We start from the raw sequence: 12,725 nt of genomic DNA on the forward strand, positions 1-12,725 counted from the left end.
GTCGGCGTCGTGAACCCGGCCGCCGGGAGGAAACGACGATGAGGGATCTCTTGAATTTCGGGCAGATGCTGTCGGCCCATGCGCGCATGTCGCCGGAGCGCACCGGTGCCCGCGATCTCGAACGTGCGATGAGCTTTGCGCTGTGGAACGAGCGCGCGTGCCGGCTCGCCAACGCGCTGCTCGGGCTCGGCCTTGCCAAGGGCGATCGCGTTGCGATCCTTGCCTACAATTGTGTCGAATGGTGCGAGATCTATGCGGCCACGGCCAAAGCCGGGCTGGTGGCGCTGCCGATCAATTTCCGCCTCACCGCGCCCGAGATGCAGTTCATCGTGCAGAATGCCGAAGCGGCCGCCGTCATCGTGCAGGACGAACTCGTGGGCCTGGTCGAGGAGGCGCGCAAGGATCTCGGCATCGCCGACGACCGCTTCATCCACTTTGGCACCAAGCCGCGTCCGGCAGGCTATCGCGGCTACGAGGACATCATCGCCGCGGCTGCGGACCGCGAGCCGGATCAGCAGGTCGCGCTGTCCGATCCCTGGACCCTGATGTACACCTCGGGCACCACCGGCAAGCCGAAGGGCGTGCTGCGCAGCCATCGCAGCGCCGTCCTCCTGTCGATGGTCACCGAGATCGAGCTGAAGCTGAGCCGCAACGACGGCGCGCTGCTGGTGATGCCGATGTGCCATGCCAATTCGCTGAACTTCTTCGGCGCGTTCGGCTATATCGGCGGCGTCAATTCGATCTATTCGCGCAAGAGCTTCGATCCTGAGCACGCGGTGACGACGCTCGCCGATGGCGGCTCCACCTTCACCTCGCTGGTCCCCACGCACTACATCATGATGCTCGATCTGCCGCGAGGGTTGCGCGCGGAGCACGATTTCAGCGCGGTCACCAAGCTGATGATCTCCTCGGCGCCGGCGCGCCCGGAGACCAAGCGCGAAGTGATGGAGATGTTTCCGAAGTCCGGCCTCTACGAGCTCTACGGCGCGACCGAGACCGGCTGGGTCACCATGCTGCATCCGCACGAGCAGTTCACCAAGCTGGGCTCGGTCGGGCGCGAATGCGTCGGCGCCGCGCCGATCCGCATCCTCGACGAGGCAGGCCACGAGGTGCCGGACGGCGAGGCGGGTGAGCTCTATTCGAGCAACGCGCACACGTTCGACTGCTACTGGCGCCTGCCGGAGAAGACCGCGGAGGCGTTCCGCGGCGACTATTGCTCAGTCGGCGACATGGCCCGCCGCGATGCCGACGGCTATATCCATCTCGCCGACCGCAAGAGCAACATGATCATCTCCGGCGGCGAGAACATCTATCCCTCCGAGGTCGAAGCGCAGGTCGGGGCCCATCCGGCCGTCAAGGACATCGCCGTGATCGGCCTGCCCGACGACAAATGGGGCGAGCGCGTCCACGCCGTGATCGTGCCGCGCGACGGCGTGACGGTGAAGGAGCACGAGCTGGTCGATTGGGCCAAGGAGCGTCTGGCCGGTTTCAAGCGGCCGCGGTCCTATGCCTTCATCACCGACGCCGAGATGCCGCGCAACGCCACCGGCAAGATCCTGCATCGCGAGCTGAAGAAGAGATTTTCGTGAGTTGGTCGCTGCAATGCGCGGCGCGTCTGATATGTAGCTGCGATGCAGGCTGTCCTCAATTCCGCTCTTCCCATCTTCGCGTTGATCCTCACGGGGTTCCTGTGCGGCTGGTTCAATGTGTTCGACCGCACCGCGACCGACAATCTGAATCGTTTCGCCGTGTACCTGGCGCTGCCTGCGCTGATCTTCACCGCGATGTCCAAGATCGGCGTCGAGCAGGTCAGCCAGTTCGGCTTCATCGGCGCGTTCTGCGGTGGCATCGCCGCGACCTTCGCGACCGGCTTCGTGATCAGCCGTCTGCGCGGCCGCCGCGCCGCCAATGCCAGCATCGAGGGGCTCGATGCCGGCTACAGCAATGTCGGCTTCATGGGCATTCCGATGTGCCTGCTGGTGTTCGGCCCGGACAGCGCGCCGGCCTCGATCATCGCCACCCTGTTCACGGCCTGTGTGCTGTTCCTGTTCGCAATGGTCGTCGTCGAGATGGATCTGCAGAAGGGCGCCACCTTGGGCGCGACCGTCGCCAAGGTGGCGCGTTCGCTGCTGACAAGTCCGTTGTTCATCGCGCCCGTCGCCGGACTCGCGGTCGGCCTCAGCGGCTTCGCATTGCCGGCGCCGTTCATGAGCTTCACCAGCCTGCTCGGCGGCGCGGCCTCGCCGGCCGCTCTGGTCTGCATCGGCCTGTTCCTGGCGCAGGAGCGCGTCGTCACGCACGATGCGACATCAATCGCGATCCTGGTGTCGCTGAAGCTGCTGATGCAGCCCGCGGTGACCGCGCTGCTCGCCTTCCACGTCTTTTCGATGCCGCCTCTCTGGTCGCATTCGGCCGTCATCCTCAGCGCGTTGCCGATCGGCTCGGGGCCGTTCACGATCGCCAAACTGTATGGGCTCGAGGCGGGTGTCACGTCGGGCTCGATCCTCGTCTCGCACATCTTCGCCGTCCTCACCGTCTCGCTGCTCGTGGCCTGGCTCGCGCCGGGCTGATCGCAACTTCGTTCGCTGGAGTGGTCCGATGAAGATCTCCCCCGACAGTGCCGCCGACCTGATCGCCCGCCTGCTCAAGCGCCGCGGCGTTGCCCGCGTGTTCGCGCTGTGCGGCGGCCATATCATGCCGATCTGGATGCGGCTCGATGCGGAAGGCATCCGCATCATCGACGTGCGCGACGAGCGCGCGGCCGTGCATATGGCACAGGCGCATGCGGAGCTGACTGGTGAGCTCGGCGTCGCCCTGGTCACGGCCGGGCCCGGCATGACCAACGCGATCACGGGCATCGCCAACGCCCACGTCTCGCGCGCGCCGGTGCTGGTGATCTCGGGCGGCAACCCGCGTCCGCAGGAGAACCGCGGCGGCCTGCAGGACATGGACCACACCCAGCTCGTGCGTTCGATCACGCGCTACGCGCGCACCGTGCGCGAGCCGTCGCTGGTGCTGCAGGAGCTCGACGAGGCGATCGCGCGCGCGTTCGGCGACGGCGGCGAGCCAGGACCTGCGTTCATCGATTTCCCGGTCGACACCTTGCGCGGCATCGTGCCCAAGGCGCTGCAACTGGAGGAGCATCTCGCGCCGAAGCCGCGGGCGGCGCCGCGGCCGGATGCGGCCGAGGTCGAGAAGGCGGTCGAGCTGTTGTGGTCGGCGCGGCGCGTGCTCGTCATCTCCGGCCGCGGCGCGCGCGGCGCGGGCCCTGAGCTGATCGCGCTGCTCGACCGGCTCGGCGCGGTCTATCTCGACACCGGCGAGAGCAGGGGGCTCGTGCCCGACGATCACCCCTCGGTGGTCGGCGCGATGCGCGGCGCCGTCATGGGCGATGCCGACGTGGTGCTGACGGTCGGCCGCCGGCTCGACTTCCAGCTCGCCTACGGCTCGCCGGCCGTGTTCAAGGACGCCAAATTCGTCCGCATCAGCGACACCGCGAGCGAGCTGCGCGACAATCGCCGCGGCGCAGCCGAAATCCTCGCATCACCTGCGGAAACTCTCCGGGCAATGGTTGCGCTCGCGGGCAATCGCGAGTCGGCTGTCGACAAGCAATGGGCCGGCAAGCTCCGCTCCGCGCATCAGGAGCGCGCGGCCAAGCTGCGCCAGAGCATGGCGACAGCGCCGGCCGGCAGCGACGGGCGGCTGCATCCGAACCGCGTGCTGTCGGCCCTGCAGGAGGCGATCGGCAATGATGCCGTGGTCATCACCGACGGCGGCGACTTTCTCTCGTTCGCCCGCGTCGGCCTGAGCGCGCCGCTGATGCTCGATCCCGGCCCGTTCGGCTGCATCGGCATCGGCGTGCCCTATGGCATCGCCGCGAGCCTCGCCTTTCCCGACAAGCCCGTGGTGGTCGCGACCGGCGACGGCGCCTTCGGCTTCAACGCGATCGAGGTCGACACGGCCGTGCGCCACAACGCGCCGGTGCTGATCGTCGTCGCCAACAACGGCGCCTGGCAGATCGAGGTGCACGACCAGACCGTGACCCATGGCAAGATGGTCGGCACCAGGCTGCAATTCGCCGATCACGCCGCGATGGCGCGCGCCTTCGGCATGCATGCCGAGCGCGTCGAGACCGCGGAGCAGCTCGGCCCCGCCATCCAGCGCGCGCTCGCGAATCGACCGGCGCTGCTCGATGTGGTGGTGACGCCGGAAGCGGTGTCGTCGGATGCCAAGACCGGGCTCGCATGGGTGCCGGATCTGCAGCCGCTGGCAGCGTGGGACGAGGCGGAGCGCAAGTGGCGCGGCGTGTGAGGCCTCACACCTGCTGCAGCTGCCGCGGCGCGCTGAGCCACAGCGCGAGCAGGGTGCAGACGGCGCCGGACAGCAGATAGCCGCCGGCCGACAGCAGGCCGAGATTGGCGGCCAGCACCAATGCCGCCAGCGGCGCGAAGCCGGCGCCGAACAGCCAGGCGAGGTCCGCCGTGAGCGCCGATGCCGTATAGCGATAGGTGCGCGCGAAATTGGCGGCGATCGCGCCGGAGGACTGGCCGAACGACAGGCCGAGCAGGATGAAGCCGAGCACCATGTAGATGGTCTCGCCGATCGGGCCGGCATCGAGCAGTTGCGGCGCGAAGCCCGAGAACACCGCGATCGCGATCGCCGAGCCGATCAGGAGCGACTTGCGGCCGATGCGGTCGGCCAGCATGCCGGACCCGACAATGGCGACGACGCCGAACACCGCGCCGACCGCCTCGATGACCAGGAAGCGCGCCGGCGTCTCCTTGGTGAACAGGAACACCCAGGACAGCGGAAACACCGTCACCATGTGGAACAGCGCGAAGCTCGCCAGCGGCGCGAACGCGCCGATCACGATGTTGCGGCCCTCGTGCCGGATCGTGGTCATGACGCGCGCCGGCTGCAATTCGCGCGACTGGAACAGCTCGTCATATTCAGGCGTCACCACCATGCGCAGCCGCGCGAACAGCGCCACGACGTTGATGGCGAACGCCACGAAGAACGGGTAGCGCCAGCCCCAGTCGAAGAAGTCGGCCGCGGAGAGATAGCCGACGAAGAAAGCGAACAGCACGCTGGCGACGATCAGCCCGAGCGGCGCGCCGAGCTGCGGGATCATCGCATACCAGCCGCGCTGGTGCTCCGGCGCATTCATGGCAAGCAGCGACGCCAGCCCGTCCCAGGCACCGCCCCAGGCGAGGCCCTGGCCGATCCGCGCCAGCGCCAGCAGCCAGATCGCGGCCGCACCGACGGTGTGATAGCTCGGCAGGAAGGCGATCGCGACCGTCGAGGTGCCCAGCAGGAACAATGCGGTGATCAGCTTGGCGCTCTTGCCGTAGCGGCGGTCGATCGCCATGAAGATCACGCTGCCGAACGGGCGGGCGATGAAGGCGAGCGCGAACAGCGCGAACGAATACAGCGTCTGCGTCAGCTCGTCGGCGAACGGAAACACGAGGCGCGGAAACACGATCACCGAGGCGATGGCGTAGACGAAGAAGTCGAAGAACTCCGACGTGCGCCCGACGATCACGCCGATCGCGATCTCGCCCGGATGCGCCTCATGCGTGCGGGAGAGATGGGTTTCGCCGTCGGCGGTCGCCGCTGCCTGTGTCATCGCGCTGCCTGCAGTCCTCTCGTACTCTATTTTCGCCACGTAATTGTCGTCCTCGGCGCCGCTCCGGTATTGGACAAATTGTCCAATACCGGCCGTGTCGTCCGATCGCTAGGTGAGGCCTCGTTCAGAGATCCGCCGTGCGACGAGGTTGAGCGTGCGTTACTGGAAATTCTTAGGCATGCTGCCGCTGGGGCTCGCGCTCGGAGGCTGCAATCTGGTCGTGCTCGCGCCCTCCGGCGACGTCGCCGCCCAGCAGCGCGATCTCGTGATCATCGCCACCGTACTGATGCTGCTGATCGTGATCCCGGTGATGGCGGCCACGGCCATGATCGCATGGCGCTACCGCCAGTCCAATAAGGCGGCGACCTACACGCCGGACTGGGACCACTCCACCCAGCTCGAGCTTCTGATCTGGGCGGCGCCGCTGCTGATCATCATCTGCCTGGGCGCGGTGACGTGGATGGGCACGCATCTGCTCGATCCCTATCGAACGCTCGGACGCATCTCCGCCGAGCGCGCGGTGACGCCGCAGGACAAGCCGCTCGAGGTCGACGTCGTCGCGCTCGATTGGAAGTGGCTGTTCATCTATCCCGAATACGGCATCGCCAGCCTCAACGAGCTCGCAGCTCCCGTGAACCGGCCGCTCGATTTCAGGATCACCTCGTCCTCGGTAATGAACTCGTTCTATATTCCGGCACTCGCCGGCCAGATCTATGCGATGCCGGGCATGCAGAGCCGGCTGCACGCCGTCATCAACAAGCCCGGCGTCTATCGCGGTTTCTCGGCCAACTACAGCGGCTCCGGCTTCTCCGGCATGCGCTTCGCTTTCCGTGGCCTGTCGGATGCGGACTTCGCCGGATGGGTCGACAAGGCCAAGGCGAGTGGGCAGGAGCTCAACAAGCAGGATTATCTTGCGCTCGAGCGTCCGAGCGCCAATGAACCGGTTCGCCACTATGCCTCGGTTGACAGCGACCTGTTCCGCGCCATCCTCAACATGTGCGTCGAGCCCGGCAAGATGTGCATGAGCGAGATGATGGCGATCGACGCGCAGGGCGGCATGGGCATGGCCGGCGTGCGCAACACGCTGCCGCTCGCCTATGACAAGTTCGCCGGCCGCGGCGCCGTGTTCGGCACCGAGCCGAGCTTCGTTGCCGGCGGCGTCTGCCTGCCGGGCGATCAGGTCACGCGGATGGCCGAGGACTCTTCGCCGACCGTGCTGGCGCCGCTGGACTGGACGCCATTGCAGGGGCGCGGGCTGGCGCGGCCCGGCCTGCTGCGGCCGTCCAAGGCATCCTTCATCACGGGGCCAACCTCAAAGTCGGATTCGTGAGGGTCCATCATGTTCGATACAGCAGAGCTCACAAAGATCATCTTCGGCCGGCTGACGCTGGAGTCGCTGCCGCTGCACGAGCCGATCATCGTCGGCACCTTCGCCATGGTCGCGCTCGGCGGTCTCGCGCTGTTTGGCGCGATCACCTATTTCCGGCTGTGGGGCTATCTCTGGAAAGAGTGGTTCACCACCGTCGACCACAAGCGCATCGGCATCATGTACATGGTGCTCGGCATCGTCATGCTGCTGCGCGGCTTCGCCGATGCGCTGATGATGCGCCTGCAGCAGGCGATCGCCTTCAATGGCTCCGAAGGCTACCTGAACTCGCACCACTATGATCAGGTGTTCACGGCCCATGGCGTGATCATGATCTTCTTCGTGGCGATGCCGCTGGTCACCGGCCTGATGAACTATGTCGTGCCGCTGCAGATCGGCGCCCGCGACGTCTCGTTCCCGTTCCTCAACAATTTCAGCTTCTGGATGACCACGTCCGGCGCCGTGCTGGTGATGTGCTCGCTGTTCGTCGGCGAGTTCGCGCGCACCGGCTGGCTGGCCTATCCGCCGCTGTCGAACCTGTCCTACAGTCCGGATGTCGGCGTCGACTATTACATCTGGGCGCTGCAGGTTGCCGGCGTGGGAACGTTGTTATCCGGCGTCAACCTGATCTGCACCATCGTCAAGATGCGCGCCCCCGGCATGACCATGATGAAGATGCCGGTCTTCACCTGGACGTCACTGTGCACCAACGTCCTGATCGTCGCCTCCTTCCCGGTGCTGACAGCGGTGCTGGCGCTGCTGTCGCTCGACCGCTACGTCGGCACCAACTTCTTCACCAATGATTTCGGCGGCGATCCGATGATGTATGTCAACCTCATCTGGATCTGGGGCCATCCCGAGGTCTACATCCTCATCCTGCCGGCGTTCGGCATCTTCTCCGAGGTGACCTCGACCTTCTCGGGCAAGCGGCTGTTCGGCTACACCTCGATGGTCTACGCCACCGTAGTCATCACCATCCTGTCCTATCTGGTCTGGCTGCACCACTTCTTCACCATGGGGTCGGGGGCCAGCGTCAACTCCTTCTTTGGCATCACCACGATGATCATCTCGATCCCGACGGGCGCGAAGATGTTCAACTGGCTGTTCACGATGTATCGCGGCCGCATCCGCTTCGAGCTGCCGATGATGTGGACGGTCGCCTTCATGCTGACCTTCGTGATCGGCGGCATGACCGGCGTGCTGCTCGCGGTGCCGCCGGCCGACTTCGTGCTGCACAACAGCCTGTTCCTGGTCGCGCATTTCCACAACGTGATCATCGGCGGCGTGCTGTTCGGCCTGTTCGCCGGCATCGCCTACTGGTTCCCGAAGGCGTTCGGCTTCAGGCTCGATCCGTTCTGGGGCAAGCTGTCGTTCTGGTTCTGGACGGTGGGCTTCTACTTTGCCTTCATGCCGCTCTATGTGCTCGGCCTGATGGGCGTGACGCGTCGCCTGCGCACCTTCGACGATCCGAGCCTGCAGATCTGGTTCGTGATCGCCGGCATCGGCGCGTTCCTGATCCTGCTGGGCATCGCGAGCTTCCTGATCCAGATCGCGGTCAGCATCCTGCGCCGCGAGCAGCTCGCCGACGTCACCGGCGATCCCTGGAATGCGCGCACCCTGGAGTGGGCGACGTCGTCGCCGCCGCCGGCCTACAACTTCGCCTTCACGCCCGTCGTCCACGACAACGACGCATGGTGGGACATGAAGCGCCGTGGCTACACCCGTCCGCTCGCCGGCTTCAAGGCGATCCACATGCCGAGCAACACCGGCACCGGCGTGATCCTGGCAGCGCTCAGCACCACCATGGCGTTTGGCCTGATCTGGTACATGTGGTGGATGGCGGCGGGCAGCTTCGTCGCGCTGCTCGCGGTCGCGATCGGCCACACCTTCAACTATCACCGCAGCTTCCACATCCCGGCCGATGAGGTCGTCAGCGCCGAGCGTGCGCGCACCGAGCTGCTCGCGGCAGGAGCCAAGTCATGACGGTCGCGATGGGCACGATGAAGGCGGGGGAACCGGTCTTCTACGTCGTCGACGAGCACGAGCACGCCGAAGGCAGCAGCACCATGCTCGGCTTCTGGATCTATCTGATGAGCGACTGTCTCATCTTCGCGATCCTGTTCGCCGTCTATGGCGTGCTCGGCGCCAAATATGCCGCTGGTCCGGCGCCGAAGGACCTGTTCGACCTGTCGCTGGTCGCGGTCAACACCTCGTTCCTGCTGCTGTCCTCGCTCACCTATGGCTTCGCGATGCTGTCGATGCAGCAGAATCGCGTCGGCGCGATGCAGGCCTGGCTCGTGGTGACCGGGCTGTTCGGCCTCGCCTTTCTCGGCATCGAGCTGACCGAGTTCGCGCTCATGATCCATGAGGGCGCGACGCCGCAACGCAGCGCCTTTCTGTCGTCGTTCTTCACGCTCGTTGGAACCCACGGCCTGCATGTGACGTTCGGTCTGGTCTGGCTGGCCACGCTGATGGTGCAGGTCAGGACCCACGGCCTGATCGAGGCCAACCGCCGCCGGCTGGTCTGCCTCAGCATGTTCTGGCACTTCCTCGACGTGATCTGGATCGGTGTCTTCACCTTCGTCTATCTGATGGGAATGCTGCGATGAGCTCTGATGCACACGCGCACGGCTCGGCCGACGACCATGCCGGCACGCGCTCCGGCCAGCTGATTGGCTTCGGCGCCTCCGTCGTCCTCACTGCGATTCCGTTTCTGCTGGTGATGAATGGCTCGCTCGACAAGCAGGCAACCGCGCTGATCATCATGGCGTTCGCGGCCGTGCAGGTGGTCGTTCACATGATCTTCTTCCTGCACATGAACACCAAGGCCGAGGGCGGCTGGACCATGATGGCGCTGATCTTCACCATCATCATGGTGGTGATCGCGCTCTCGGGCTCGCTCTGGGTCATGCATCACCTGACCACCAACATGATGCCGGTGCACGAGATGGGCCAGACGCCGTGATGTCGGCTCCTGCCGACGGGGCAGGGGAACGCGATGAGGCCGGCCGCGGGCGATCCGGCGCGCTGCGGCTCGCGATCGGCGCGGCGTGGGTTGCGTGCGTCGCGATTCTGCTGGCGCTGGGCGTCTGGCAGATCGAGCGGCGGGCCTGGAAACTCGACCTGATCGATCGCGTCGAGCGCCGCGTTCATGCCGAACCTGTGCCGGCGCCGGGCCCGGCGGATTGGCCGGCGATCAATCGCAGCGATGACGAGTACAGGCGGGTGACACTGAGCGGCCGCTTTCTCAACGATCGCGAGACGCTGGTGCAGGCGCTGACGGTCGAGGGCTCCGGCTATTGGGTGGTGACGCCGCTGCGGACCGCCGGCGGCACCGTGCTCGTCAATCGTGGCTTCGTGCCCGCGGATCGCCGCGCCCGCGCAAGCCGCAGCGCCGGGAACCCGGATGGCACGGTCAGCGTGACGGGATTGCTGCGGCTCTCCGAGCCGGGCGGCGGCTTCCTGCGCCACAACGATCCCGCGGGGAATCGCTGGTATTCACGTGACGTCGGGGCGATCGCGGCGGCGCGCGGTCTGTCCGACGTCGCGCCATTCTTCGTCGATGCCGATGCGACCCCGAATCCCGGCGGGCTTCCGATCGGCGGACTCACCGTGATCTCGTTTCCGAACAACCATCTGGTTTACGCGCTCACCTGGTTTACATTGGCTCTCATGCTGGCCGGCGCCGGGCTGCAGCGGCTCCGCCGCGCGCAGCGTGACCCGAAGCGCCGGCGGCGCAGGATGTGGAATGGGATCAGCGGCGGCAGGACATGGGTGGATGCGGGGTGACGTGTTGAGGGATCGAAGCTTCCCGTTCTGGCGGCGGAGACCGGACGTGGCCTCATGAGAAGCGAGGCGCCCAACCTGCCGTTCGGAGCCGTGGCCGCGATCGCCACACCCGAGATCAACGCGCCGCTGCCGACCAGGGACGCGACCAACCGCAAGAACATGGTGCTGCTGATCCAGCTGCGCTGGATCGCCGTGGTCGGCCAGATCGTCACCATCGGCTTCGTGACCACCTGGTTCGGCATCGCGCTGCCGGTGCTGCCGATGGTGGCGATCATCTGCGCGCTGGTGGCGCTCAACGTCGCCAGCCACATCTGGCTGCGCAGGCGCGACGACGTCGGCAATCGCCATTTGCTGATCGCCCTGATGCTGGACGTGGTGGCGTTGACATCGGAGCTCTATCTCACCGGCGGTGCGTCGAATCCGTTCACGTGCCTCTATCTGCTGCAGGTCACGCTGGGGGCCGTGCTGCTCGATGCGCGCTCGTCCTGGTCGCTGGTCGCACTGACGGTGCTCAGCTTCATCTGGCTCACCATCGAGTACCGCCCGCTGCAACTGCCGCAGCATCACGTCAGCGATGCCTTCACCCTGCACATCACCGGCATGTTCGTCGGCTTCGTGCTCGACGCCGTGCTGCTCGTCGTGTTCGTCACCCGGATCAACCGGAACCTGCGCGAGCGTGACGCCAAGCTCGCCGATCTGCGCCAGCACGCCGTCGAGCAGGATCACATCATCCGCATGGGCCTGCTCGCCTCAGGTGCCGCGCATGAGCTCGGGACCCCGCTGGCGTCGATCTCGGTGATCCTGAACGATTGGCGGCGCATGACCGCGATCTCTGACGATCCGACGCTCGCGGAGGATTTCACCGAAATGGAAGCGGCGGTGCAGCGCTGCAAGTCGATCGTGACTGACATCCTGGTCTCGGCCGGCCAGGCGCGGGGCGAAGGCTCGGCGCCCACGACGTTGAAGGCGTTCCTGACGACGCTGGTCGCCGAATGGAGCGCGGCGCGCTCGGCGCGCAATCTGACGTTCCGCAACGAGTTCGGCTCGGATCCGACGATCGTCTCCGACGTCGCGCTGAAGCAGGCGATCGTCAACGTGCTCGACAACGCGTTCGAAGTCTCGCGCGAGTGGGTGGAGTTCGTCGCCGAACGGGACGGCGATCAGCTGCTGCTCAGCGTCAGCGATCGCGGGCCGGGTTTTGATCCGGCGATGCTGGGCCAGCTCGGACGTCCCTATCAGTCGAGCAAGGGCCGCCCGGGGCGCGGTCTGGGCCTGTTCCTGGTGGTCAACGTGATCCGCAAGCTGGGCGGCAGCGTTTCGGCCTGGAACCACCGGGGACGTGGGGCGACCGTACGGCTGTCGCTGCCGTTGTCGACGCTTGTGATTGGAGAGCGCGATGGCGAATGACATGTCTCTCCTGATCGTCGAGGACGATGACGGTTTTGCACGAACCCTGAAGCGCTCGTTCGAGCGGCGCGGCTACGAGGCCGTGATCGCGGCGTCGCTCGAGGACGTCGACCAGGCCGTCAAGGAGAAGACGTTCGGCTATGCCGTCGTCGATCTCAAGCTCGGCGGCGCCTCAGGCCTCGTCTGCGTCGAGAAGCTGCACGCGCATGATCCGGAGATGCTGATCGTGGTGCTCACGGGCTTTGCCAGCATCGCCACTGCGGTGGAGGCGATCAAGCTCGGCGCCTGCCATTATCTCGCCAAGCCGTCGAACACCGACGATATCGAGGAAGCGTTCCGCAAGGCGCAGGGCAATGCGCAAGTGGCGCTGGCCGAGCGTTCCACCTCGATCAAGACGCTGGAGTGGGAGCGTATCCACCAGACCCTGATCGAGACAGACTTCAACATCTCCGAAGCCGCAAGAAGGCTCGGCATGCATCGCCGGACTCTGGCGCGCAAGCTGGAGAAGCGCCCGGTGAAGTAGGATGGTCTGCTGTC

At 66.0% G+C, this 12,725-nt stretch carries 11 protein-coding genes; 10 read left to right on the forward strand and 1 reads right to left on the reverse strand.

Translation table 11 applies throughout. From position 1 onward, the window contains the following. Window positions 1-38 precede the first annotated feature (38 nt). From QX128_RS06040 to QX128_RS06050, 3 genes are read left to right on the forward strand one after another with little or no spacing between them, the layout of a single operon-like run. A complete protein-coding gene (locus QX128_RS06040; RefSeq protein WP_316217755.1) occupies window positions 39-1,589 on the forward strand; it encodes an AMP-binding protein in 1,551 nt (516 codons plus the stop codon). 42 nt (window positions 1,590-1,631) lie between these two features. Then, window positions 1,632-2,570: an AEC family transporter gene (locus QX128_RS06045; protein WP_316236927.1), complete on the forward strand. Its 939-nt coding sequence runs from the start codon at window positions 1,632-1,634 to the stop codon at window positions 2,568-2,570. A 28-nt stretch (window positions 2,571-2,598) separates the two neighbouring features. After that, window positions 2,599-4,311 (forward strand): thiamine pyrophosphate-binding protein, encoded by a 1,713-nt coding sequence (locus tag QX128_RS06050; RefSeq protein WP_316236928.1) that lies wholly within the window; start codon window positions 2,599-2,601, stop codon window positions 4,309-4,311. A 4-nt stretch (window positions 4,312-4,315) separates the two neighbouring features. Here QX128_RS06050 and QX128_RS06055 read toward each other — a convergent pair whose 3' ends face one another. Beyond that, the gene (locus QX128_RS06055) at window positions 4,316-5,626 is read right to left on the reverse strand and encodes an MFS transporter (protein ID WP_316181669.1); all 1,311 of its coding nucleotides are present in this window, start codon (window positions 5,624-5,626) and stop codon (window positions 4,316-4,318) included. A 154-nt stretch (window positions 5,627-5,780) separates the two neighbouring features. Here QX128_RS06055 and cyoA point away from each other — a divergent pair, with 154 nt between their 5' ends. From cyoA to QX128_RS06090, 7 genes are read left to right on the forward strand one after another with little or no spacing between them, the layout of a single operon-like run. Further along, window positions 5,781-6,956, forward strand: coding sequence for a ubiquinol oxidase subunit II (gene cyoA / locus QX128_RS06060; protein ID WP_316236929.1), 1,176 nt, complete (start codon window positions 5,781-5,783; stop codon window positions 6,954-6,956). A gap of 9 nt (window positions 6,957-6,965) precedes the next feature. Further along, window positions 6,966-8,975, forward strand: coding sequence for a cytochrome o ubiquinol oxidase subunit I (gene cyoB / locus QX128_RS06065; RefSeq protein WP_315802087.1), 2,010 nt, complete (start codon window positions 6,966-6,968; stop codon window positions 8,973-8,975). After that, window positions 8,972-9,601: a cytochrome o ubiquinol oxidase subunit III gene (gene cyoC, locus QX128_RS06070; RefSeq protein ID WP_316236930.1), complete on the forward strand. Its 630-nt coding sequence runs from the start codon at window positions 8,972-8,974 to the stop codon at window positions 9,599-9,601. Before cyoB ends, cyoC begins: the two co-directional genes overlap by 4 nt. Further along, window positions 9,598-9,957: a cytochrome o ubiquinol oxidase subunit IV gene (gene cyoD / locus QX128_RS06075; RefSeq protein ID WP_315752397.1), complete on the forward strand. Its 360-nt coding sequence runs from the start codon at window positions 9,598-9,600 to the stop codon at window positions 9,955-9,957. Before cyoC ends, cyoD begins: the two co-directional genes overlap by 4 nt. Then, complete coding sequence (locus QX128_RS06080; protein ID WP_316217747.1) at window positions 9,957-10,781, forward strand: SURF1 family protein; 825 nt, start codon at window positions 9,957-9,959, stop codon at window positions 10,779-10,781. The genes cyoD and QX128_RS06080 overlap by 1 nt, the downstream gene beginning before the upstream one ends. Before the next feature lie 54 nt (window positions 10,782-10,835). After that, entirely contained in the window at window positions 10,836-12,188 is a 1,353-nt protein-coding gene (locus tag QX128_RS06085; protein WP_316236931.1) for an ATP-binding protein, read from the forward strand. Further along, window positions 12,178-12,711, forward strand: coding sequence for a response regulator transcription factor (locus QX128_RS06090; protein WP_315802091.1), 534 nt, complete (start codon window positions 12,178-12,180; stop codon window positions 12,709-12,711). Before QX128_RS06085 ends, QX128_RS06090 begins: the two co-directional genes overlap by 11 nt. Window positions 12,712-12,725 lie beyond the last annotated feature (14 nt).

Origin of the sequence: Bradyrhizobium sp. SZCCHNR1015, from assembly GCF_032489875.1 — a bacterium.
Lineage (GTDB): Bacteria > Pseudomonadota > Alphaproteobacteria > Rhizobiales > Xanthobacteraceae > Bradyrhizobium.

What these genes read in the sequence shown, in the direction of transcription:
- QX128_RS06040 (WP_316217755.1), top strand. Translation starts at nt 39, where the DNA reads ATGAGGGATCTCTTGAATTTCGGGCAGATGCTGTCGGCCCATGCGCGC.
- QX128_RS06045 (WP_316236927.1), top strand. Translation starts at nt 1,632, where the DNA reads ATGCAGGCTGTCCTCAATTCCGCTCTTCCCATCTTCGCGTTGATCCTC.
- QX128_RS06050 (WP_316236928.1), top strand. Translation starts at nt 2,599, where the DNA reads ATGAAGATCTCCCCCGACAGTGCCGCCGACCTGATCGCCCGCCTGCTC.
- QX128_RS06055 (WP_316181669.1), bottom strand. Translation starts at nt 5,626, where the DNA reads ATGACACAGGCAGCGGCGACCGCCGACGGCGAAACCCATCTCTCCCGC.
- cyoB (WP_315802087.1), top strand. Translation starts at nt 6,966, where the DNA reads ATGTTCGATACAGCAGAGCTCACAAAGATCATCTTCGGCCGGCTGACG.
- cyoC (WP_316236930.1), top strand. Translation starts at nt 8,972, where the DNA reads ATGACGGTCGCGATGGGCACGATGAAGGCGGGGGAACCGGTCTTCTAC.
- cyoD (WP_315752397.1), top strand. Translation starts at nt 9,598, where the DNA reads ATGAGCTCTGATGCACACGCGCACGGCTCGGCCGACGACCATGCCGGC.
- QX128_RS06080 (WP_316217747.1), top strand. Translation starts at nt 9,957, where the DNA reads ATGTCGGCTCCTGCCGACGGGGCAGGGGAACGCGATGAGGCCGGCCGC.
- QX128_RS06085 (WP_316236931.1), top strand. Translation starts at nt 10,836, where the DNA reads ATGAGAAGCGAGGCGCCCAACCTGCCGTTCGGAGCCGTGGCCGCGATC.
- QX128_RS06090 (WP_315802091.1), top strand. Translation starts at nt 12,178, where the DNA reads ATGGCGAATGACATGTCTCTCCTGATCGTCGAGGACGATGACGGTTTT.